Origin of the sequence: Lonepinella sp. BR2474, from assembly GCF_051851555.1 — a bacterium.
GTDB lineage: Bacteria > Pseudomonadota > Gammaproteobacteria > Enterobacterales > Pasteurellaceae > Lonepinella.
In genome coordinates this window covers 500,431-522,535 of sequence record NZ_JBPDVH010000001.1, presented here as the reverse complement: position 1 = coordinate 522,535, position 22,105 = coordinate 500,431, and the positions used below count along the sequence as shown (strand labels likewise).

The 22,105-nt window shown below is 41.1% G+C and carries 22 protein-coding genes; 15 read left to right on the top strand and 7 right to left on the bottom strand.

Features of this window, described 5'->3' with window-relative positions; genetic code table 11:
- The first annotated feature begins 106 nt into the window (after positions 1-106).
- Positions 107-1,480: a surface lipoprotein assembly modifier gene (locus ACTG7Q_RS02585; RefSeq protein ID WP_439240531.1), complete on the top strand. Its 1,374-nt coding sequence runs from the start codon at positions 107-109 to the stop codon at positions 1,478-1,480.
- 42 nt (positions 1,481-1,522) lie between these two features.
- Here ACTG7Q_RS02585 and ACTG7Q_RS02580 read toward each other — a convergent pair whose 3' ends face one another.
- The 3 genes from ACTG7Q_RS02580 to ACTG7Q_RS02570 are packed head-to-tail and all read right to left on the bottom strand — an operon-like array spanning position 1,523 to position 2,774.
- Positions 1,523-1,852, bottom strand: a complete 330-nt coding sequence (locus ACTG7Q_RS02580; RefSeq protein WP_439240529.1) for a DUF413 domain-containing protein — start codon at positions 1,850-1,852, stop codon at positions 1,523-1,525.
- Positions 1,853-1,866: 14 nt separating this feature from the next.
- Positions 1,867-2,484, bottom strand: a complete 618-nt coding sequence (dsbA, locus tag ACTG7Q_RS02575) for a thiol:disulfide interchange protein DsbA (RefSeq protein ID WP_439240527.1) — start codon at positions 2,482-2,484, stop codon at positions 1,867-1,869.
- A 20-nt stretch (positions 2,485-2,504) separates the two neighbouring features.
- Entirely contained in the window at positions 2,505-2,774 is a 270-nt protein-coding gene (locus tag ACTG7Q_RS02570) for a YihD family protein (RefSeq protein ID WP_439240525.1), read from the bottom strand.
- Between the two features lie 63 nt (positions 2,775-2,837).
- On the opposite strand from ACTG7Q_RS02570, the gene mobA reads away from it, so the two are divergent.
- Both mobA and ACTG7Q_RS02560 read left to right on the top strand, forming a co-directional pair.
- Entirely contained in the window at positions 2,838-3,422 is a 585-nt protein-coding gene (mobA, locus tag ACTG7Q_RS02565; RefSeq protein WP_439240523.1) for a molybdenum cofactor guanylyltransferase MobA, read from the top strand.
- Positions 3,406-3,957, top strand: a complete 552-nt coding sequence (locus ACTG7Q_RS02560; protein WP_439240650.1) for a DNA-3-methyladenine glycosylase I — start codon at positions 3,406-3,408, stop codon at positions 3,955-3,957. Before mobA ends, ACTG7Q_RS02560 begins: the two co-directional genes overlap by 17 nt.
- A gap of 69 nt (positions 3,958-4,026) precedes the next feature.
- Here the strand turns inward: ACTG7Q_RS02560 and ACTG7Q_RS02555 are convergent, their stop codons facing one another.
- A complete protein-coding gene (locus ACTG7Q_RS02555) occupies positions 4,027-4,941 on the bottom strand; it encodes a pseudouridine-5'-phosphate glycosidase (RefSeq protein WP_439240521.1) in 915 nt (304 codons plus the stop codon).
- Between the two features lie 3 nt (positions 4,942-4,944).
- The gene (locus tag ACTG7Q_RS02550) at positions 4,945-6,042 is read right to left on the bottom strand and encodes a PfkB family carbohydrate kinase (RefSeq protein ID WP_439240519.1); all 1,098 of its coding nucleotides are present in this window, start codon (positions 6,040-6,042) and stop codon (positions 4,945-4,947) included.
- 204 nt (positions 6,043-6,246) lie between these two features.
- Between ACTG7Q_RS02550 and ACTG7Q_RS02545 the strand changes: the two genes are divergently transcribed.
- The 6 genes from ACTG7Q_RS02545 (at position 6,247) to fucP (ending at position 12,927) form a co-directional block, all read left to right on the top strand.
- Positions 6,247-6,996, top strand: coding sequence for a DeoR/GlpR family DNA-binding transcription regulator (locus ACTG7Q_RS02545; protein WP_439240516.1), 750 nt, complete (start codon positions 6,247-6,249; stop codon positions 6,994-6,996).
- 199 nt (positions 6,997-7,195) lie between these two features.
- Positions 7,196-8,956: an L-fucose isomerase gene (fucI, locus tag ACTG7Q_RS02540; RefSeq protein WP_439240514.1), complete on the top strand. Its 1,761-nt coding sequence runs from the start codon at positions 7,196-7,198 to the stop codon at positions 8,954-8,956.
- A 64-nt stretch (positions 8,957-9,020) separates the two neighbouring features.
- The gene (gene fucK, locus ACTG7Q_RS02535; protein WP_439240512.1) at positions 9,021-10,493 is read left to right on the top strand and encodes an L-fuculokinase; all 1,473 of its coding nucleotides are present in this window, start codon (positions 9,021-9,023) and stop codon (positions 10,491-10,493) included.
- 14 nt (positions 10,494-10,507) lie between these two features.
- Positions 10,508-10,942, top strand: a complete 435-nt coding sequence (fucU, locus tag ACTG7Q_RS02530) for an L-fucose mutarotase (RefSeq protein ID WP_439240509.1) — start codon at positions 10,508-10,510, stop codon at positions 10,940-10,942.
- 21 nt (positions 10,943-10,963) lie between these two features.
- The gene (locus ACTG7Q_RS02525) at positions 10,964-11,614 is read left to right on the top strand and encodes an L-fuculose-phosphate aldolase (RefSeq protein ID WP_439240507.1); all 651 of its coding nucleotides are present in this window, start codon (positions 10,964-10,966) and stop codon (positions 11,612-11,614) included.
- A 26-nt stretch (positions 11,615-11,640) separates the two neighbouring features.
- Positions 11,641-12,927 (top strand): L-fucose:H+ symporter permease, encoded by a 1,287-nt coding sequence (gene fucP, locus ACTG7Q_RS02520; RefSeq protein ID WP_439240505.1) that lies wholly within the window; start codon positions 11,641-11,643, stop codon positions 12,925-12,927.
- A 62-nt stretch (positions 12,928-12,989) separates the two neighbouring features.
- Here fucP and ACTG7Q_RS02515 read toward each other — a convergent pair whose 3' ends face one another.
- Positions 12,990-14,006, bottom strand: coding sequence for a YeeE/YedE thiosulfate transporter family protein (locus tag ACTG7Q_RS02515; protein WP_439240503.1), 1,017 nt, complete (start codon positions 14,004-14,006; stop codon positions 12,990-12,992).
- Between the two features lie 215 nt (positions 14,007-14,221).
- Here ACTG7Q_RS02515 and ACTG7Q_RS02510 point away from each other — a divergent pair, with 215 nt between their 5' ends.
- Complete coding sequence (locus tag ACTG7Q_RS02510; RefSeq protein ID WP_439240501.1) at positions 14,222-15,769, top strand: AbgT family transporter; 1,548 nt, start codon at positions 14,222-14,224, stop codon at positions 15,767-15,769.
- A gap of 11 nt (positions 15,770-15,780) precedes the next feature.
- Positions 15,781-17,010: a peptidase T gene (pepT, locus tag ACTG7Q_RS02505; RefSeq protein ID WP_439240499.1), complete on the top strand. Its 1,230-nt coding sequence runs from the start codon at positions 15,781-15,783 to the stop codon at positions 17,008-17,010.
- 43 nt (positions 17,011-17,053) lie between these two features.
- Here pepT and rsmD read toward each other — a convergent pair whose 3' ends face one another.
- The gene (gene rsmD, locus ACTG7Q_RS02500; RefSeq protein ID WP_439240497.1) at positions 17,054-17,647 is read right to left on the bottom strand and encodes a 16S rRNA (guanine(966)-N(2))-methyltransferase RsmD; all 594 of its coding nucleotides are present in this window, start codon (positions 17,645-17,647) and stop codon (positions 17,054-17,056) included.
- A 68-nt stretch (positions 17,648-17,715) separates the two neighbouring features.
- On the opposite strand from rsmD, the gene ftsY reads away from it, so the two are divergent.
- The 4 genes from ftsY to asd all read left to right on the top strand — a co-directional run bounded on the left by ftsY (position 17,716) and on the right by asd (position 22,070).
- Positions 17,716-19,170 (top strand): signal recognition particle-docking protein FtsY, encoded by a 1,455-nt coding sequence (gene ftsY, locus ACTG7Q_RS02495; protein WP_439240495.1) that lies wholly within the window; start codon positions 17,716-17,718, stop codon positions 19,168-19,170.
- 11 nt (positions 19,171-19,181) lie between these two features.
- Positions 19,182-19,838, top strand: a complete 657-nt coding sequence (gene ftsE, locus ACTG7Q_RS02490) for a cell division ATP-binding protein FtsE (protein WP_439240493.1) — start codon at positions 19,182-19,184, stop codon at positions 19,836-19,838.
- A 10-nt stretch (positions 19,839-19,848) separates the two neighbouring features.
- Positions 19,849-20,775: a permease-like cell division protein FtsX gene (ftsX, locus tag ACTG7Q_RS02485; protein ID WP_439240491.1), complete on the top strand. Its 927-nt coding sequence runs from the start codon at positions 19,849-19,851 to the stop codon at positions 20,773-20,775.
- 182 nt (positions 20,776-20,957) lie between these two features.
- Positions 20,958-22,070 carry an aspartate-semialdehyde dehydrogenase gene (gene asd, locus ACTG7Q_RS02480; RefSeq protein WP_439240489.1) on the top strand — a complete coding sequence of 371 codons (1,113 nt, stop codon included), beginning with the start codon at positions 20,958-20,960 and terminating at the stop codon, positions 22,068-22,070.
- The last annotated feature ends 35 nt before the right edge of the window (positions 22,071-22,105 follow it).

Genomic DNA, 22,105 nt, shown 5'->3' with positions numbered 1-22,105 from the left:
TTCTGCCTTTTTCATTCGATAGGGACAAAAAATGCACCTAAGATTTTATTTATTATCGCCACTGGTTTTCTTATGTTTCATGCCTTTTTCCTTTGCTGAGATCTCTGTGCAAAATGAACCGGATAAAAATATTAAAGTCGCCGACCCTACTTTACCCACGCTACAAACTCAACAGATTATTTCGCCACAAAGTCAATCGCAACGTCAATCGGATATTGTTGAACTTACAGATCAACAGCTTATTCAGCAACCCGAAATAGCTCGCCAATTACTGAATAATCTCATTGATACGCAACAATGGGTGTTGGTGGAGCGTTTAATTCCCTTATATCAACAAACTGCCAACCCTGATTTAACCCTGATTGAATATGCCAAAGCCAATTTAGAATATCAACAAGGGGAATTAGGTTCAGCCATTAAACGCTTACGTCAAATTTTAAGTGAAAATGATGATTTTGCCCCAGTGCGGTTTTTATTGGCCAGAGCCTTATTTGAAGATCACCAAGACAGTGCCGCACAAAATCAGTTTGAACGGATTCGGGCAGATGCTCCGCCGGCGGAAATTGCACAGGTGAGTGATCAATATTTATCGGCGTTAAATCAACGTAATAGTTGGGATTTCAGTTTTAATTTCAGTTATTTACAAGAAGATAATGTCAACAATGCGGCCAAATCTCGCTATGTGCATATTGGCAATTCACGTTGGTTGAAAAATGACAGTTCGCTGCCACAAAAAGCCCATGGGATCAATTATGGTTTGAGTTTGTCGAAAACCTTTAATCTGGTTAACGGCCATTATGCGGTGTTTAGTAATGATTTTTCAGCCAAGCAATATTGGGATAATCACCAATTTGATGATTTAATTAACCGCACTTCCTTGGGCTATCAATATCAAAATACGCAAAATCGTGTTGCCTTATTGCCGTTCTATGAATGGCGTTGGGTAGGGAATCATCGTTATAGCGGTTCTTTTGGTGTTCGTAGCGAATGGGATCATTGGCTTTCACCGAACTGGCGGTTGTCATTGGCAGGCGAATGGGGTAATACGCATCAAGCCCAAACCCGTGAGGCCAATAGCCATACTGCCTTGTATTCCAGTACCTTAATGTATTTGCCGAATGCGAAAACCTATGTTTATGTAGGCGGTGACTATTCCACCGAAAACGCCAACGATGATATATATAGCTATCATCGAAAATCCGTTCGTGTTGGTTGGGGCCAAAGTTGGTGGGCAGGGATTAGCACAAGGTTAAATCTGTATTATGCTCATAAAAATTATCAAACACCACACCGTTTGTTATTAAAAACTCGCCAAGACAAAGAATGGGGCGGCACTGTCACCGTTTGGAAACAAAACTGGCATTTTTGGGGCATTACGCCGAAACTGTCTTTTAGTTTGAATAAGGTGTCGAGTAATTTAGATGAGCTTTATAGTTATGATAAAAAACGGGTGTTTTTGAATTTTGAGAAAACCTTTTAGTCAAAATCTCCCCCCTATTTGCAGGGGGGATTTTTGTTTTAATTAATCGTTGGCATTAAACTCATCTAAGTTATCGCTCACCACGCCTGAAAGCGTGTAAACACGTTTAATGGTGTTTACTCTGGAGCGGTATTTGTTCCACGTTTTCTCAAAAAAGGTTTCCGCCGAGCGTTCGCCACGACAAAAGGCCACGAAATTTTTTTCTTCAGCAGTTTTGGCTTTGCGAGTGCCTTCGTCTAAGGCTTTGAACGCTTGACCATATTGCTCTAAGGCTTGCGATTCTTTGATAGTATAATCGCCATGACGAGCGAAACCACGTGGGTAATTTTTATCGTCAAAAAAACGACGTTCTACACTAAAACTTTCTGCCATACTCTACTCCTCGGTTATTTTTTCAATAATTGTTTTACAGTTTCTACATAATCTGCCACGAAATCATCACGAGATAATCCCTCTGGATTCACTCGGAATTTTCCGTTCACATACATATCCGGCACACCTCGCACATCAAGCTGTTCCGCTAAATTGGTTTGGGTTTTGACTAAAGCGGTGACCGCAAAGCTGTTGATACCACCGTCAAATTGTTCTGCGGTGATGCCGTTATCCACAAAAATTTGACGAATATCGGCCATACTGCTTAATTTATCGGCTTGTGCCGCCTCAAATAAGGCGGTTTTCACTTTACTTTCTGCCCCTAATGCCATGGCTAACGCCCAAGCACGAGTGAGGTTTTCCGATTGACGCCCTAAGAAATTCACGTGATATTGTTTAAAGCTCGCATCTGCTGGCAAGCTATCTTGCACTTTCTTTGGAATCGCATATTGCATTTCAAAGGCGTAACAATGTGGACAGTAGAAAGAAAAGAATTCGATCACTTCGGCTTTTTCTGAATGTGGACGGCTTAATGTCACGTATTGTTCGCCGTCTTTTAAGTCTGCAGCGTGCAGATTCACACTAGCAATGGCCATGGTGGCCGCAATTACGCTAATAAGAAATTTTTTCATGTTCCCGTTTCCTTACAATATTATTTTAAAATCCCACGAGCTTTTAGCAAGGCGGTTTTAAAATCTTCTTCATAGTCTTTTTTGATCCCTGGAATGGGTTCATGCTTGTCTTTGCCGTGCATTTTGAGTTGATAAATAATCACTTCATCAGATAACTCGGTGAGCGGTTTTTCAAAGCCAGATTCATCTGCAATGGCTTGTAAAATTTGCATTAAACTCATGTCAGGGTCTTTATTAGACCAATAGGGTTGTAAAAGTTCCAAAACTTCATTCAAACGATGACATTTCATAATCTTTTCCTTAATATAGAATGGTTGGCAAATAATACTTGAATTAAAGGCGATTGACAAACAATGATAACGATAAGTGCGGTAATTTTAGCAGGTGGCAAGGCAAGACGTATGCAAGGGGCGGATAAAGGGCTGCAAATTCTGGCCGGCAAGCCATTGGTTGAGCATATTATTCGCCGTTTACGGCCACAAATTGCAGAGATTGCGATCAATGCAAACCGCCATATTGAACAGTATCAGCAATTTGGTTTACCGGTTTTTTCTGACGAATTGGCGGATTTTCAAGGGCCGTTAAGCGGTATGTTAACCAGTTTAAAACGAGCAACAAGCGATTATGTGTTATTTGTGCCTTGCGATTGCCCTTTTTTGCCGTTGAATTTACTGGAGAAATTAAAAAGTGCGGTGTTAATTTCACAACCTTTAGTGGCGTATGCCACAGATGGCGAACGTGAACATCCCACATTCTGTTTGGTTTCTCGTCAATTATGCCCCGCACTTTCGGCTTATTTAGATCAAGGTGAACGGCGAATGTTGCAATTTATGTTAGAACAAGGGGCGGTTGCCGTGGATTTTTCTGAGCAGAAAACGGCGTTTCGTAATTTTAATACCTTACAGGAGTTGGCGGATGAAAATGATCAAACGTTGTGATTGGGCGGGGAACTTGCCGATTTATCAAGATTATCATGATAAGGAATGGGGCAAGCCTGAATTTGATTCTCAGAAGTTATTTGAGAAACTGTGCTTAGAGGGGCAACAAGCGGGGTTATCATGGATAACCGTGTTAAAAAAACGAGAAAATTATCGTCAAGCCTTTCATCATTTTGATCCTGAAAAGATTGCACGCATGACGGAAAAGGATATTGATCGTTTAATGCAAAATGTGGGATTAATTCGTCACCGAGCCAAATTAGAGGCCATTGTGAAAAATGCCCAAGCCTATTTAGCCATGCAAAAGTGCGGTGAAAATTTTGCCGATTTTATTTGGGCGTTTGTTGATCATCAACCGCAAATCAATGATGTGCCGAATTTGGCTGCGGTACCTGCCAAAACCGCAATCTCTAAAGCCATGTCAAAAGCACTGAAGAAAAAAGGCTTTGTGTTTGTGGGGGAAACCACCTGCTATGCGTTTATGCAATCGATGGGATTGGTGAATGATCATTTGAATGATTGTTTTTGTAAATAACGTGTTTTTTATTAATAAAAAAGGGAATCCAAACGAAGAGTAGATTCCCTATTTTTAGCGATAATTTACTTACAATTTCACAAATTCCGCTGCAATTTGGCTAGCTAATTTCGCATTGTTTAACACCAAATTAATATTGGAATTTAAGCTGTCGCCCCCCGTTAATTCACAGACTCGAGCTAACAAGAATGGGGTGCTGTCTTTGCCGTGAATACCCTGTTCTTCTGATTCTTTTAAGGCTTGTTCAATCGCCGCTTTAATGGTGTGTTCTGGCATTTCAAATTCGGCAGGAATTGGGTTCGCAATCACTAAACCACCATCTAATCCTAATTGCCATTTAGCTTGCATTGCTAAAGCAATTTGTTCAGGGCTGTCTAATTTCACACTCACTTCAAAATCACTGCGACTGGTGTAGAACGCTGGTAATTGTTGGGTTTGATAACCAATTAATGGTACGCCAAAGGTTTCTAAATATTCGGTGGTTAAGCCTAAATCTAAAATGGATTTTGCCCCCGCACAAACCACGGCTACATTGGTATGGGCTAATTCTTGTAAGTCAGCGGAAATATCAAAGGTGGTTTCGGCACCACGATGCACACCGCCAATACCACCTGTGGCAAACACCTTAATGCCAGCAAGAGAAGCCACAATCATTGTCGCCGCCACTGTGGTTGCCCCGTGCTTTTTGGCTGCCACAATAAAGGGTAAATCACGACGACTAACTTTCGCCACCGCTTGCCCTTCTTTGCCTAAAATTTCAATTTCATCACGGCTTAACCCCGCTTTTAAACGCCCATTGATAATCGCAATGGTCGCAGGAATGGCTCCATTATCACGAATCACCTGCTCCACACGCAACGCGGTTTCCACATTTTGCGGATAAGGCATACCGTGCGAGATAATGGTAGATTCCAACGCTACCACGGGCTTACCCTGTTGTAAGGCTTGTGCCACTTCAGGGGCAATATCAAGAAATTGATTCATTGTTTAGTTCTCCAATAATTGTTTAACACTATCATCTGATAGATTTGGGTTGTTTGTGAATACGGATGCCAACGCCATCGCAGAACAGGCTTGAGCATAACGAACCGATGCGGAAAAAGACCAATTTTCTAAATAACAACAAGCCAACCCCGCCATCATCGCATCACCCGCTCCCGTGACATTGACAATATCCGTTTTGAACGCCGCCATTGTATCAGCAAAACCGTCTTTTTCGCTATAAAAAACACCATCCGCCCCCAGACTCATAACCAAACGTTGCAGCCCTTGCGAATGAAACCAATTTGCCACTTTGACCCGATCTTCAGGCTGCTCAATGGTTATACCGCTGAGTATTTCCGCTTCCATTCGATTCGGTTTCAGGGTATGAATTTTATGTAAATAAGGCTTAATTTTCATTGCCTTAAAGGTAGAAACGGGATCCACAAAAATCGGCAAATGACCACAATGGGTAAACAGCCACGCCAATGTGGTTTCCGATAAATTGCAATCCAACACCAACACATCCGAATGTTGGATAAAATCCAAACGGGACACCAATAATTCAGGGGTCAGGCATTGCAAAATGTCCATATCATTAATCGCCACCACCATTTCCCCAGAATGATTATGCAACGACAAATAGGTGGACGTGGTTTGATTCGCTAATTTATAACATTGCTCAATTTTCACCCCAGCAAGGCGAGTGGTTTCTAACAGGCTCACCCCTGAAGTGTCGTCCCCCACCACCGAAATCAAATGGGATTCCTGCCCGAGCATTGCAATATTTTGTGCAATATTCCGAGCCACGCCCCCTGCACTGCATTTGATTTTACCGAGATTAGAATCCTGCAAGCGTAATTCCGTCAACGCCGTGCCAGCAATGTCCATATTAGTGCCACCGATGGTGACAATGCGTTTGTGGGGAGCAAGAATATAGCCCTTGCCCCGAATTTTGCCTTTATTACTCAAATTCATAATATAATTCGCCACACTAGAGCGAGTAATGCCTAATTGTTCAGCTATTTCATTTTGTTGTAAAAATGGATTTTTTGCCAACAACGCCAAAATTTGCTGTTCTTTTGTCATTGCTGTTGTTGCCATCGTCATATTAACACCTGTTAAAATATTAACAATTGTTAATATATTCTACTTTTGACAGGATAAATCAATGGCTTTTTGTTGAATTTGTGATCTTGATCACAAAACAGGGAAATGAATTTAGCAGTTGCTCCTTGTTGTTATTTTTATCTTTCTTTCAAAATGGATTATAATGAAGAAATAACGATTTTGACTGGAGCAAATAAAATGCAAAAACGTGAAGATCTCATTTTGCAACAAATCAACACCATAGGGAAAGTCAGCGTTAATGGATTAGCACAAAGTTTGAATATGTCGGTGGAAACCATTCGGCGTGATTTAACCGATTTGGCTCAACGTGGATTGGTACATCGTGTTCACGGTGGGGCTGTTAGCATAAAAGCGAAAGATTTAGGCAGTTCTTTCCAAGCTCGACAACGTACCAATGCCGATGAAAAACGAGCCATCGCTAAAAATGCCATTGATTATTTTTTTGAAGGGGCGGTCATTGGGTTGGATGCCAGTTCCAGTAGTTGGCATTTTGCTCAATTGATTCCTGATATTCCTTGCACTGTTGTCACCAATTCAATGCACAACATTACGGCATTAGTCAATAAACCCAATATTCGCACGATTGCCACTGGCGGTGTGTATTCCAGCAAATATGATGCCTTTTATGGCCCATTATCAGAACAAATGCTTCAACGTTTACATATTGATTTAGGCATTTTTTCTTGTTCTGGGATCGATAATTCGGGCAATATTTGGGAATCCAACGAACTTAACGCATCCATAAAACGGAAAATGATGGATGCGTCAGGGCAGAAATTTTTACTTGCAGATAGCTCCAAATTTGAACATAAAAATCTGATTAAACTCGCCGATCTTTCTCAAATGGATATTTTGATCAGCGAAAAATCCCCTAGTGAAGAACTCCATTCTTATTGTGACCATCACAATGTACTCATTATTTATTAATGATAAAATGACCGATTTGTAAAATACAAAACAAATATCGGTCATTTTAATTCTTATTTTTACCGATTTTTATACCGTTTTTTGTGATCGAGATCACAAATCCAACACAAACTTTGCAAAAAATTGGTGATTTTCATTTTTTTCATCAACAATATTCCTATCAATTCTTTTGTTAAAGAAAAAATAAGGAAGGAAAAAAATGACTACATCAACTCAAATCAAAATTGGTATTCGTCCTACCATTGATGGTCGCCGTATGGGTGTCCGTGAATCCCTTGAAGAACAAACAATGAATATGGCGAAAGCCGTTGCCCATCTCTTACAAACGGAAATCCGTCATCCCAATGGCGACTTTGTGCAATGCGTGATCGCCGATAGCACCATTGGTGGCGTAGCAGAAGCGGCGGCTTGTGCGGAGAAATTCAAACGTGAAAATGTCGGGGCAGTGATTACCGTTACCCCTTGTTGGTGCTACGGTTCAGAAACCATTGATATGGATCCGCATTTGCCAAAAGCTATTTGGGGATTTAACGGTACAGAACGCCCTGGGGCAGTGTATTTAGCCGCAGCCTTGGCAGGACATAACCAACTCGGCTTACCAGCGTTTTCTATTTATGGCACGGAAGTGCAAGAAGCCAATGATCAATCCATTCCTACTGATGTGCGTGAAAAATTATTGCGTTTTGCTCGTGCAGGGCTGGCGGTGGCAACCTTGCGGGGCAAATCCTATTTGTCTATCGGTTCAGTTTCAATGGGGATTGCAGGGTCTATCGTCAATCAACAATTCTTCCAAGAATATTTGGGTATGCGGAATGAATATGTGGATATGACCGAAATCAAACGCCGTTTAGACCGCAAAATTTACGATGAAGAAGAATTTAAACTCGCTCGTGAATGGGTGAAAACCTATTGCAAAGAAGGCATTGATGTCAACAAAGCCGAACATCAACGCACCGCCCAAGAAAAAGAAGAACTTTGGGACAATGTGGTGAAAATGACCATTATTGCGCGTGATTTAATGGTGGGTAATCCACGTCTTGCCGAACTCGGTTTTGTGGAAGAATCCCTTGGTCATAATGCTATTGCGGCAGGTTTCCAAGGACAACGTCAATGGACAGACCATTTACCGAACGGTGATTTCTTAGAAGCCATTTTAAATTCTACCTATGACTGGAACGGCGTACGCTCCCCTTACATTATGGCGACCGAAAATGACTCTTTGAATGGCGTAAATATGCTATTCGGGCATTTATTGACTGGTCAGGCACAAATTTTTGCCGATGTGCGGACTTATTGGAGTGAAGATTCCGTGGAACGTGTCACAGGTTGGCGACCAGAAGCAGGCTTTATTCATTTGATCAATTCAGGCTCTGCCGCATTGGATGGCACAGGTCAACATCAAGACAAAGACGGTAACGCAGTGATTAAACCTGCGTGGGCAGTCACCGAAGCGGATGGCAAACGTTGCTTAGAACATACTCGTTGGTGTCAAGCGGTTCACGAATATTTCCGTGGGGGCGGTTTGTCTTCTCAATTCTTAACCAAAGGCGGAATGCCGTTCACTATGCACCGTATCAACTTAATTAAAGGCGTTGGCCCAGTGCTACAAATTGCCGAAGGTTGGTCCATTGAGTTGCCTGAAAAGGTTCACGACATTTTGAATAAACGTACCGATCAAACCTGGCCAACCACTTGGTTTACCCCACGTTTAACCGGCAAAGGGGCATTTAAAGATGTGTATTCGGTAATGGCAAATTGGGGAGCCAATCACTGTGTCGCCACTTACGGACACGTTGGGGCGGATTTAATCACGCTTGCATCAATGTTGCGGATTCCAGTTTGTATGCACAATTTGGAAGACGAACAAGTGTTCCGTCCAAGTTCGTGGAATGGTTTTGGTCAAGATAAAGAAGGGCAAGACTACCGTGCTTGTGCGAATTTTGGGGCGTTGTATAAATAATTAACGGTGAAAGTGCGGTGTAAATTTAATCATTTTTTGCACCGCACTCTTGGGGAGAAACATTATGCAATTAGCATTAATCTTTGACTGTGGGGCGACGAATTTACGCACCATTGCAATGGATGAAAAAGGCAAGATTATCGCCTTTCATCATTTACCCAATCACACCCAACCAGGGCAAGAAAACCCTGACTATCACATTTGGGATTTTGCGGAAATTTGCCAAAAACTGACTACCTGTGCGGAAAAAACCTTAGCCGATTTAAAAGCTCAAGACATTGCCCTTGATTGCATTAAAGGCATTGGTGTCACCACCTTTGGCGTGGACGGAGCCCCTTTTGATAAGAATGGCAATCCGCTTTACCCGATTATCTCGTGGAAATGCCCACGCACCGTGCCAATAATGCAAAATATCGAGCAATACCTTGATCTTAACGCACTTTATCAACGCAACGGCATTGGGCTGTACAGTTTTAATACGCTGTTTAAATTGCTTTGGTTAAAAGAAAATCAACCGACTATTTTCGCCAAAATGGATAAATGGGTGTTTATTTCGTCAATGTTAAATCACTTTTTAACTGGCGAATGGACGACCGATCGCACAATGGCAGGCACATCAATGATGACCAATCTTGCCACACAAGATTGGGATCCAGACGTGCTTAAACTGCTCGGTTTAACCGCTCAACATTTCCCACCAATGAAAAGTGCGGGCGAAAAAGTGGGGGTTTTATCCGATGAGCTTTGCCGTCAATTGGGTTTAAATCCAATCCCTGTGATTTCGTGCGGACACGATACCCAATTTGCGGTGTTTGGTTCGGGGGCAACCTTGAATCAGCCTGTTCTCAGTTCGGGAACCTGGGAAATTTTGATGGCTCGTACCCAACAAGCCAAACCCGATTTTAATACCATTCATCAAGGTTTAACCACGGAATTTGATGCGAAATTCGGTGGCTATAACCCTGCGGTGCAATGGATTGGTTCGGGCGTGTTGGAATGGATCGGTAAATTGTTGTTTGCGGATGTGGCGGGTACAGAAAAATATTACGACACAATGATTTCCGAAGGCGAAAGCCAACCTGCTGGATCAGGTGGCGTGAGCTTGCAAGGCGTGTTCAACAGCGATCAACAAGTCAGTGTGGGTGAAATTATCGGGCTGTCAATGCACAGCAAGCGTGGGCAAATTTACCGTGCGACCTTGGAATATATGGCATACCAATTAAAACAAGGCTTAACCCGATTAGAACAGGTCAGCGATTTTAAAGCAGAAAGCCTGATTTGTGTCGGTGGCGGTTCGAAAAATCGCTTATGGAATCAAATCCGAGCGGATGTATTGGGATTGCCATTGGATATTGTGGACGTAGCCGAAAGCACCGTGTTAGGTGCGGCAATGTTTACCTTAGCCGCTGTAGGTGTTTACGACACGCCAGAACAAGCTCAACAGCAAATGCAAGCCAAGAAACACCGCATTTATCCGTCAAAAAATGCTGAAAATTACACCGCACTTTTTGTCCAATTTGAACAAACAAAACATTAAACAAGGAGAAAACTATGTTAAAAGGTATTCATCCTGCGATTTCCCCTGAGTTACTCAAAACCCTTGCCGAAATGGGACACGGCGATGAAATTGTATTATCCGATGCCCATTTTCCTGCTCATCAATTACATCACCGAGTTATCCGTGCTGATGGTATTGATGTCGCAACCTTACTCACAGGCATTAGCCCATTATTTGAATATGACAGCTATGTAGATGCACCCTTAATTATGATGCAAGCCGTGCAAAGCGATACGCTCGATCCTGATGTGGAAAAACGCTATCTCAATGCCATTCAAACTGCGGTGGGAAACGTACCAAATTTAACACGCATTGAACGCTTTGCTTTTTATGAACGAGCCAAAACCGCTTACGCCGTAGTGATTACGGGCGAGCTGGCGAAATACGGCAATATTATTCTGAAAAAAGGCGTAACGCCTGTGAAATAAAGCAGTAACAAGGAATAAAAAATGAACAGAAAACAACTTTCCAGACAAATTATAGACACCTGTTTAGCGATGACCCGAATGGGGTTAAATCAAGGCACCGCAGGCAATGTAAGCGTACGTTATCAAGACGGTATGCTCATCACCCCAACAGGCACGCCTTATGAAGAAATGACCGAAGACAGCATTGTGTATGTGGATAACAACGGCAAGCACGAAGACGGCAAATTACCGTCTAGCGAGTGGCAATTTCATTTGGCGGTGTATGAAGCACGCCCTGAAATGAATGTGGTGGTGCATAACCACGCTTTGAATTGTGCAGCCGTGTCCATCTTGGGAGAAAAAATCCCAGCCATTCACTATATGATTGCGGTCACTGGCACGGATCACATTCCTTGCGTGCCTTATGCCACCTTCGGTACGCATCAGCTTTCCGATTATGTGCGAGAAGGCATTAAACACAGCAAAGCGATTTTACTGGCTCATCACGGCTTAATCACCACCGAGAAAACCCTTGATAAAGCCTTGCACATTGCCCAAGAAGTGGAAGTCATTGCCGAATGGTATTTGAAATTACTCGCCACTGGCAAACCGATTCCAACGCTCAACAAAGAACAAATGGATATTGTGTTAGAAAAATTCAAATCCTATGGTTCTTGGGTGGAAGAAAAATAACCGCTTATTTTAAGAAGGAACATCCTATGACTACGAAAGTGTTAGAGAAAAAATTTGTTGTACCCTTTATCTTAATCACCACCTTATTTGCCCTTTGGGGATTTGCCAACGACATCACCAACCCAATGGTTGCCGTGTTCCAAACCGTAATGGAAATTCCTGCATCAGAAGCGGCATTGGTGCAATTTGCCTTTTATGGTGGCTACGGCACAATGGCGATTCCAGCCGCATTATTTGCCAGTCGTTATAGCTATAAAGCCGGTGTATTATTGGGCTTGGCATTATATGCGGTCGGGGCATTTTTATTTTATCCAGCTGCATTATACGAAGAATTTAACTACTTCTTACTTTCTTTATATATTTTAACCTTTGGCTTAGCCTTTTTAGAAACCACCGCTAACCCATATATTCTTTCAATGGGCGATCCTGCCACCGCCACTCGCCGCTTGAACTTTGCTCAATCCTTTAATCCGCTAGGTTCCATTACAGGGATGTTTATTGCATCGCAATTGGTGCTAACCAACTTAGATTCCGAAAAACGTGATGCTGCAGGCAATGTGATTTTCCATACGCTTTCAGCGGCTGAAAAAGCGGTGGTCAAAACTCACGATTTAGCGATTATTCGTAATCCGTATTTGGCGATTGGTTGTGTGGTCTTGGTTATTTTCTTAATCATTGCACTTTACAAAATGCCAACCACAAAAGTCTGTGAGAATGGCAGTATTTCATTTAAAACATCTTTTAATCGCTTGATTAGCAATGCCAAATACCGTGAAGGAGTAATAGCTCAAGTATTTTATGTGGGCGTGCAAATTATGTGTTGGACATTCATCATTCAATACGCTGAACGTCTTGGATTTAGCAAAGCAGAAGGGCAAAATTTCAATATTATTGCAATGGCGATCTTTATTTGTAGCCGTTTTATCAGTACATCATTAATGAAATATCTCAAAGCAGAATTGATGTTATTTACTTTTGCTATTGGGGGATTCTGCTCAATCTTAGGTGTAATGTTTATTGATGGTGTTCTTGGCTTATATTGCTTAATTCTCACATCAGGCTTTATGTCCTTAATGTTCCCAACCATTTACGGCATTGCCTTAGATGGTCAACGAGAAGAATCTGCCTTAGGTGCAGCAGGACTCGTAATGGCAATTGTCGGCGGTGCATTAATGCCACCATTGCAAGGAATGATTATTGATTTAGGCACAGTCGCCAATATGCCAGCCGTCAATTTTTCCTTTATCTTGCCCTTGATTTGTTTTGTGGTGATTGCAGTTTATGGGTTTAGATGTTGGAAAGTGTTGAGATAAAAATCTTGTTTACTATGCCCAAATACCGCACCTTATATTTTTTAATAAAGTGCGGTGTTTTGCTACCGTCTTCTCACAATCGTAAAATACGCCGCTACCCAAGTCCCCAAAATCATCAACGGTAATGACACCCAACCTTGCCATGAGAAAAAAGCAGTTTCAACTAAACCGTTACCAATAGAACAACCACCAGCTAAAGATGCGCCGATACCCATAGCCGTACCGCCAATAACACTATATAAAATCGTTTTTACATCAGGCACACGGAAACGAAATTCGTTGCTACCTTTGGCGGCGACAAAAGAGCCGAGTAGAATACCCAACACTAAAAATACGCCCCAGTTGATAAATTTGGTATCGCCAATGACTAAATATTGCATAATATTGGCGGAAGGACCTGTAATGCCTAAGCCAAATTCACGTCCTGTGGCAAGGCTTAGTGGCCAAGCAAAAAGAGCTATTACACCAACTAAAATAGCGGTGACAAACGGATGCCAACGTTTTTCAAATAATAAATGAGCAATGCCTGATTTTTTGGCTTTCAGTGTCGCAATTTTAGCTTGTGGTTTAATGAGTTGGTGATAAGTTGCCCAAATCGTGATCGCACTTAACAACACAACTAAAATCCACGGCGAAATGCCAAAACTTTGGTAAAGCGTTCTTTGCTCAATTTCAATACTTCGCAAAGCGGTATTAAAATCCCCCAATGGACCAGTTCGCATCATCGCACTGAATAACATATAAAAAATCAGGGCAACCCAACTACCAATCAAGCCTTCGCCTGCACGATACCAAGTACCAGTAGCACAACCACCAGCCAGTACAATACCGATACCGAATACAAAAGCCCCAACAATCACTGCCAAGGGAGCAAAATTTTCTGCGGGTTCAACAGCAATAATTCCCCATTCTTTAAATAAGAAAAATCCTACAGACTGCACACTAATTGCAATCAGCAACGCAATAAACATTTTTTTACTTTTGGTCACATACATATCACGAAATGCCCCTGTGATACAAAAACGTCCACGTTGCAACACAAAACCAAATACAAATCCGCAAAGTAAGCCTGTTATCATTCTTTGTTCCTTTAATATAAATTGAAGTATGGTTAAATTATGCAAAAATTTCACCACTCTCAACCAATAACTTTTTTCTTTGTGTTATTCAGTTTAGCTATAAAAAACCACTTTTTTGTCAATTTTGTGATCTTTCTCACAAAATAATTATGCAAAAATTTATTTTTTCGTAATAGAATGAATCCTGTTACAAGAAATTAATGAGAGGTGATTAAATGACTGTCAACAAACAAAAAACTAACCGAGATTGGTTACAACGGATTGAATATATTGGCAATAAACTCCCCGATATTACTATGTTGTTTATTTATGCAACTGTGATTTGCTGGTTGTTGTCTTGGGGATTGTCTTATTTGCATTTTGATTATCTCAATCCCGTTAGCAAAAAACCATTGGAAATTGTGAATTTATTTCAACCCTCAGAAATTCTCACTTTTTTCACCGAACTTACCAAAAATTTTATTAATTTCCCACCCTTAGGCATTACCATTGTGGCAACCTTGGGAATTGGTATTGCTGAAGCCAGTGGTTTTTTAAATGTGGGAATGAGCCGAGCATTAAATGTGATTCCGAAAAAAATGGTGACACCTGCCATTCTAGTGGTTTCCGTGTTTGCTCATGTGATTGCCGATTCTGCTTATGTGATTTTAATGCCTGTTTCTGCCTTAATTTTCTACAGTTTAGGCAAGCATCCATTGGCTGGGATTGCCGCTTCGTTTGCGGGATTAGCAGGCGGATTTACTGCCAGTTTTACGCCATCAATTATTGATCCTGTGATTCAAGGTTTTACCCAAAATGCGTCACATATTATTGACCCAAGTTATGAAGTCAATATTTTGGGCAATTACTTTTTTAGCTTAGGCGGAACAATTTTTGTCATCGCCACTTGTTGGTATATTACCGATAAAATCGTTGAGCCAAGATTACATAAAATGATGCCATTAGATCAGGATTTAGATTCAGAAGAACTTTCCATCAATCCGCCCTCTGCACAAGAATTAAAAGCGTTTCATTGGGCAAGTTCGGTATTTATTGTCATGGCTCTAGGTTTAACCCTATTGGCTTATCCCTCAGATTCTCTATTGCGAGATCCCAACGGATTATTAACAAGTCCGAAAGCCCCAATTATGCAAATGATTGTACCGTTATTGTTGCTGTTTTTTGCTGTGCCGTCTTTGATTTATGGGGTATTAGCAAAAACGTTCAAAGATACCCGAACTGTCACCAAATCTATGGAAAAAATCACCCATACCTTAGTGCCGTTTATTGTATTTAGTTTTTTCTGTGCCCAATTTTTATATTCCTTTAACCGTTCAGGTATTGGCTCACTCATTGCGTTATCGGGGGCGGAATTTTTGAAATCCTTGCAAATGCCATCAGGTATCACGATTTTTGGCGTGTTAGTGCTAACCCTATTATTAAACATCATTATTACTTCCGCCACCTCCAAATGGGCGATTTTATCGCCAATTCTTGTGCCAATGTTAATGTCCGTGAATATTTCGCCTGAATTAACCCAAGCGGCTTTCCGCCTGAGTGATTCCGTCATGAATGTGTCAACACCAATGTTTGCGTTCTATCCTTTGCTGATCTCCTATTGCCAACGTTACTGTAAAAACGCAGGGGTAGGCACGCTGTGTTCCATGATGATCCCTTATACTATTGGGCTTTTCATTGTTCTCACTGCACTTTTATATGTGTATTGGGGATTGGGCATTCCGCTAGGTTTTGATGCTGATTATGTGTATCCACGAGTAAATTAAGGAATAAAAAAATGACTTTAAAAGATCAATTAATTGAACGTTTTTTTCGTTATTTATCCGTCACGTCACAAAGTGATGCCAAACAATCTCAAGTACCGAGTACGCAAGGACAATGGCAAATGGCTGAATTATTAGCTCAAGAATTGCGTGAATTGGGTTTGGTGAATGTGGAAATAGATTCTCACGCCAATGTCACCGCACTTTTAAAAGGTAACAAACCGAATGTCACGCCTATTGGTTTTGTGACTCATATGGACACTGTGGATGTGGCATTATCGCCTCATATCAAGCCACAAATTTTGCATTTTACAGGGCAAGATTTGTGCTTAAATGCCGAGCAAAATATTTGGCTAAACGTCGCTGAACACCCTGAAATTCTGCCTTATCAAGAGCAGGATATTATTTTTAGTGACGGCACAAGCGTATTAGGGGCGGATAATAAATCTGCGGTCGCCAATGTGATGACCGCACTTTCGGTTATCAAAGAAAATAATATCGCCACGGGTGATATTTATATCGCTTTTGTGCCTGATGAAGAAATTGGGTTAAAAGGGGCAAAATTACTGGATTTAACCAAGTTTAAACCTGATTTTGCGTATACCATTGATTGTTGCGAATTGGGCGAAGTTGTCTATGAAAACTTTAATGCCGCAGGGGCTACGGTAAGGATTCAAGGCGTCGCGGCTCACCCAATGTCGGCAAAAAATGTGTTAGTCAATCCCATTCTAATCGCTCAAGATTTTATTGCCTTATTTGACCCGAAACAAACCCCAGAACATACCGAACAAAAACAAGGTTATTGGTGGTTTAACGGTATGCAATCTAATCAATCAGAGGCAAAATTACAAATTGCTATTCGTGATTTTGACAAAGACAATTTTGAATATCGCAAAGCCTTTATCCATCAAGCAGTGGACCAGATTCAGGCTCGCTATCCAAGAGCAAAGATTCATGCTGAAGTTAATGATATTTACGGCAATATTGCCAACACCTTAACCGAAGATCGCCGTTCTATTGATTTATTATTTCAAGCGATGGAACGACTCAATATCACGCCAAAAGTGATCCCAATGCGTGGCGGTACTGATGGAGCAGCCTTGTCCGTAAAAGGTATCACCACACCAAATTATTTTACAGGAGCCCACAATTTTCACTCTCGCTTTGAATTTCTGCCGATTTCCTCTTTTGAGAAATCTTGCGAATTGACATTGAAAATTGTGGAATTGGCTGAGAAAATTTAGAAATTTTAATAAAAACACCATTCTTTATTCAAGATTGGTGTTTTTATCCTTTCTGATACAACCGATACCCCACCATGCCCGTAATTTTTTCCTTTAACAACTGCCAATTTTCTGGTGTTGTTAACTGTTTTTCTTTTTCGGTTTCCACATAAATTAAAGCGTTTTCTTTTAGCCAGTTATTTTGCGCTAATAAGATTATTGCTTGTTCTGCCAAACCAAAATGAAACGGTGGATCCAAAAATACCACATCAAACTGCGGTGTTTTTTGCGGTTGTTTTAGGTAATCTAAACTGTTTTGATTGAGTACAACAGATTGCTCTGTATCGCATTTCAAGGTGGCGAGATTTTTTTTCAGTTGGTTGGCAACGGTTTTGTCTAACTCTACAAAAGTCACCTGTTTCGCTCCCCTTGATAGGCTTTCAAATCCGAGCGATCCGCTGCCAGCAAAACAATCTAAACAACAACTATCCACAATGTAGGGCATTAACCAATTAAACAGCGTTTCTTTTACACGATCACCAGTGGGGCGTAAACCTTGGGCATTAAGGACTGGCAATTTTCGCCCACGCCAACGGCCCGCAATAATACGAACTTCGCCTTTCGTCGATTGAGTGGTCGATTTTGTGCTTTTTTTCATACAGATGTAAATAAAAAATGATAAACTATATAGATTTTGTATAGTTTAACAGATATTGAGAGATTTTTATGGCAGATGAGAAGAAAAAAGGCGGTTTTTGGTCATGGTTGGGGATTGGGAAAAAGCCACCTGAAAACCATGTTGATGAACCAATATCATCAATGGAAACACAACAAGCTGTTGAAGAAATTATCGAAAACACCGCCAAACAAACTGAGAATATTGTTGATATTATTGAAGAAAAAATCGAAAACATCAGCGAAAATATCGATCATGCTATTGAAACGGTGAGCGAAAATTTAAGCGAAGACACCTTAAATTTAGTCGAAAATTTTGTTCATTCTGAAACCGCATTTATTTCTGAACAAAATAATACCGCACTTGAACCGGTCAAAACGGAACAAATTATTGCAGAGGTTATTGCTCCAGAAGAAAAGGATAATGCAGAAGATATTGTTGAAGATATTGTTAAAGAAAGCGCGGTGGAATTTGAGCCTGTTTTAGCGCAAGTTGAACAATCAGAAGAAATCACCGAACAAGAAAATGAACCCGCTGAACCTGATATTCCAGAAACTGCCGTTACCCAAGAAAAGCCAAGCGAGGGCGGTTTTTTCAGTCGTTTACTCAAAGGATTAGTGAAAACCAAACAGAATATCGGTTCGGGTTTTCGTGCTTTCTTTTTAGGCAAAAAAATTGATGATGAACTGTTTGAAGAACTCGAAGAACAACTATTAATTGCCGATATTGGCGTGCCGACCACCAGCAAAATTATCCAAAATTTAGAACAACATGCCACTCGTCAACAGTTGAAAGATGCGGATTTGTTGTATCAACAACTCAAACAAGAAATGGCGGATATTCTTGCTCCAGTAGCACAACCTTTGCACATTGACACCAGCAAAAAACCTTATGTCATTTTAATGGTCGGCGTGAACGGCGTGGGCAAAACCACCACAATCGGTAAACTCGCTCGTCAGTTCCAACAACAAGGTAAATCCGTGATGTTAGCGGCGGGTGACACTTTCCGTGCGGCGGCGGTAGAACAGTTGCAAGTGTGGGGCGAGCGTAATCATATTCCAGTGGTGGCACAAGCGACTGGCTCGGATTCAGCATCCGTCATTTTTGATGCTATGCAATCAGCCGCTGCGAAAAATATTGATATATTGATTGCTGATACTGCAGGGCGTTTGCAAAATAAAAATAATTTGATGGACGAGTTGAAAAAAATCGTGCGTGTGATGAAAAAATATGATGACACCGCACCGCATGAAATTATGCTCACCTTAGACGCAGGCACAGGGCAAAATGCCATTAGTCAGGCAAAATTATTTAATGAGGCGGTAGGACTGACTGGACTCTGTTTAACCAAATTAGATGGCACCGCCAAAGGTGGCGTGATTTTTGCTATTGCGGATCAATTTAATTTACCCATTCGTTATATTGGTGTGGGTGAAAAAATTGAAGATTTACGCACCTTTGATGCCAATGAATTTATTGATGCGTTATTTACGCAAGAAGATTAAGGGAAAGCCAAATGATCTATTTTCAAGATGTGAGCAAAGCCTATTTAGGGAGCAAACAATCTGCGTTACAAGGGATAAATTTTCATTTACCTGTGGGCAGTATGACTTATTTAACTGGGCATTCTGGGGCAGGTAAAAGTACGTTGTTAAAACTCATTATGGGCATGGAACGTGTTAATGGTGGGGAAATTTGGTTTAATGGTCATAAAATTTCTCGCCTTTCTAGCCATGAATTGCCATTTTTACGTCGCCAAATTGGCATGGTTCATCAGGATTATCGTTTATTGCCTGATCGTTCTATTGTGGATAATGTGGCATTGCCCTTAATTATTGCAGGCATGCACCCCAAAACGGCAAAAGAACGTGCATTGGCTATGTTAGATAGAGTGGGATTATACGACCGTGCCAATCATCAGCCATTACATTTATCGGGCGGTGAACAACAACGTGTCGATATTGCTCGAGCCGTGGTGCATAAACCGCAATTATTGCTGGCTGATGAACCCACTGGCAATCTGGATAACGCTTTGTCTTTTGATATTTTTAACCTGTTTGAAGAATTTAATAAAACCGGCATGACCGTGTTAATTGCCACCCACAATATTGGCTTAATTCAACAAAAACCAAAACCTTGCCTTGTATTAGAACAAGGCTATTTGCGAGCATAGGGGAAAGCAAATGAGTTCAACACAAAAAGCCCCATTTTGGGTACAAATGCAATATGTTCTACGCAATGTGTGGGCCGATCTTTGTTTAAGAAAATACGGTACCTTATTGACAATTTTGGTGATTGCCGTGTCGCTGACTATTCCGACTGTGAGTTTTTTACTTTGGAAAAACACCCACCTTGCCACCACCAAATTTTATCCAGAAACCGAATTAACGGTCTATTTGCATAAAAATCTGAATGCAGATGATGCCAACAATGTGGTGGAAAAAATCCGTGAACAAAATGGCGTAGAAAGCCTAAATTATGTTTCTCGCCAAGAAAGTTTAAAAGAGTTTAAGGCGTGGTCTGGCTTTAATGAAGAATTGGATATTTTAGATGATAACCCCTTACCGGCCGTGGTGATGATCCATCCAACATCAGAATTTCAAGGTTCCGAAAAACGTCAAGAATTACATAATAATTTGATGAAAATCAAAGGGGTAGATGAAGTCCGCATGGATAATGACTGGCTCGAAAAACTCACGGCGATTACGTGGCTGATTGCTCATGTGGCGATTTTTAGTGCGGTGTTAATGACTTTGGCTGTCTTTTTAGTGATCGGGAATAGTATTCGTTCTGATGTATATAGTAGCAAGGCGAATATTCAAGTGATGAAATTACTGGGTGCCACCGATCAATTTGTGCTACGTCCTTTCCTATACACAGGCATTATTTACGGCTTTTTAGGTGCTTTATTTGCCTGCATTTTCAGTAGTTTCGTCATTGGTTATTTCACTAGTGCGGTGAAATATGTGACCGATATTTTTGCAGTCCAATTTGAATTGAATGGCTTAGGATTCGTAGAATTTGCATTCTTGTTGATTATTTGCTCCATTGTGGGCTATGCGTCAGCATGGATTGCGGCGACACGGCATATAAAAATGTTAGGAAAATGATAAAATATCTAATTTTTAAAGCCTAGTTTTAAAAATTGTTCTAACATAACTGCTTATTTAATGATGAAAATTAATCAAAACCTAATTTTCATCATTTTTTATACAAAAAACACTTGATTTTATCAAGGTTATCTGTAATTTTATAACCATCAAACACAACATAACTTAAAGGAAATGCAAATATGAAAAATGTCGGTTTTATCGGTTGGCGTGGTATGGTTGGCTCGGTGTTAATGGATCGTATGGTTCAAGAAAACGATTTTGCCAATTTAAATCCTGTGTTCTTCACCACTTCGCAAGCAGGGCAAAAAGCCCCTGTGTTTGCGGGTAAAGAGGCAGGCGAATTGAAAAATGCCTTTGATATTGATGAACTTAAAAAATTAGATATTATCGTCACCTGTCAAGGCGGTGATTACACCAATGAAGTGTATCCAAAATTAAAAGCCACCGGTTGGGACGGTTATTGGGTGGATGCCGCATCCGCATTGCGTATGCAAGATGACGCCATTATCGTGTTAGACCCTGTGAACCAACACGTGATCACCGACGGCTTGAAAAAAGGCATTAAAACTTTTGTAGGCGGTAACTGTACCGTGAGCTTGATGTTAATGGCGATTGGTGGTTTGTTCGAGAAAGATTTAGTGGAATGGATTTCTGTTGCGACTTATCAAGCGGCGTCTGGTGCAGGGGCGAAAAATATGCGTGAGTTACTTGTACAAATGGGTCAATTAGAAGATTCAGTGAAAGCTGAGCTTGCTGATCCAGCGTCATCTATTTTAGATATTGAACGCAAAGTCACCGCCAAAATGCGTGCTGACGATTTCCCAACCGATAACTTCGGGGCAGCGTTGGGTGGTAGCTTAATTCCATGGATTGATAAATTGTTACCAGAAAGTGGACAAACCAAAGAAGAATGGAAAGGTTATGCGGAAACTAATAAAATTTTAGGATTAAGCGATAATCCTATTCCTGTGGACGGTTTATGTGTCCGTATCGGCGCATTGCGTTGCCACAGCCAAGCGTTCACCATTAAACTCAAAAAAGACTTGCCATTAAGCGAAATTGAACAAATTTTAGCAAGCCATAATGAATGGGTGAAAGTGATTCCAAATGATAAAGAAACCACCTTGCGTGAGTTGACGCCAGCGAAAGTCACTGGCACATTAAGCGTACCAGTAGGACGTTTACGTAAATTGGCCATGGGCCCTGAATATTTAGCCGCATTCACCGTGGGCGACCAATTATTATGGGGTGCGGCAGAGCCTGTACGCCGTATTTTAAATCAGTTGGTTTAATTTGACTTCTGGGGCGATATTCGCCCCTTTTTTAT

Coding starts and splice junctions, on each gene's coding strand:
- ACTG7Q_RS02580 (WP_439240529.1), bottom strand. CDS start 1,852: ATGGCAGAAAGTTTTAGTGTAGAACGTCGTTTTTTTGACGATAAAAAT.
- dsbA (WP_439240527.1), bottom strand. CDS start 2,484: ATGAAAAAATTTCTTATTAGCGTAATTGCGGCCACCATGGCCATTGCT.
- ACTG7Q_RS02570 (WP_439240525.1), bottom strand. CDS start 2,774: ATGAAATGTCATCGTTTGAATGAAGTTTTGGAACTTTTACAACCCTAT.
- mobA (WP_439240523.1), top strand. CDS start 2,838: ATGATAACGATAAGTGCGGTAATTTTAGCAGGTGGCAAGGCAAGACGT.
- ACTG7Q_RS02560 (WP_439240650.1), top strand. CDS start 3,406: ATGATCAAACGTTGTGATTGGGCGGGGAACTTGCCGATTTATCAAGAT.
- ACTG7Q_RS02555 (WP_439240521.1), bottom strand. CDS start 4,941: ATGAATCAATTTCTTGATATTGCCCCTGAAGTGGCACAAGCCTTACAA.
- ACTG7Q_RS02550 (WP_439240519.1), bottom strand. CDS start 6,042: ATGGCAACAACAGCAATGACAAAAGAACAGCAAATTTTGGCGTTGTTG.
- ACTG7Q_RS02545 (WP_439240516.1), top strand. CDS start 6,247: ATGCAAAAACGTGAAGATCTCATTTTGCAACAAATCAACACCATAGGG.
- fucI (WP_439240514.1), top strand. CDS start 7,196: ATGACTACATCAACTCAAATCAAAATTGGTATTCGTCCTACCATTGAT.
- fucK (WP_439240512.1), top strand. CDS start 9,021: ATGCAATTAGCATTAATCTTTGACTGTGGGGCGACGAATTTACGCACC.
- fucU (WP_439240509.1), top strand. CDS start 10,508: ATGTTAAAAGGTATTCATCCTGCGATTTCCCCTGAGTTACTCAAAACC.
- ACTG7Q_RS02525 (WP_439240507.1), top strand. CDS start 10,964: ATGAACAGAAAACAACTTTCCAGACAAATTATAGACACCTGTTTAGCG.
- fucP (WP_439240505.1), top strand. CDS start 11,641: ATGACTACGAAAGTGTTAGAGAAAAAATTTGTTGTACCCTTTATCTTA.
- ACTG7Q_RS02515 (WP_439240503.1), bottom strand. CDS start 14,006: ATGATAACAGGCTTACTTTGCGGATTTGTATTTGGTTTTGTGTTGCAA.
- ACTG7Q_RS02510 (WP_439240501.1), top strand. CDS start 14,222: ATGACTGTCAACAAACAAAAAACTAACCGAGATTGGTTACAACGGATT.
- pepT (WP_439240499.1), top strand. CDS start 15,781: ATGACTTTAAAAGATCAATTAATTGAACGTTTTTTTCGTTATTTATCC.
- rsmD (WP_439240497.1), bottom strand. CDS start 17,647: ATGAAAAAAAGCACAAAATCGACCACTCAATCGACGAAAGGCGAAGTT.
- ftsY (WP_439240495.1), top strand. CDS start 17,716: ATGGCAGATGAGAAGAAAAAAGGCGGTTTTTGGTCATGGTTGGGGATT.
- ftsE (WP_439240493.1), top strand. CDS start 19,182: ATGATCTATTTTCAAGATGTGAGCAAAGCCTATTTAGGGAGCAAACAA.
- ftsX (WP_439240491.1), top strand. CDS start 19,849: ATGAGTTCAACACAAAAAGCCCCATTTTGGGTACAAATGCAATATGTT.
- asd (WP_439240489.1), top strand. CDS start 20,958: ATGAAAAATGTCGGTTTTATCGGTTGGCGTGGTATGGTTGGCTCGGTG.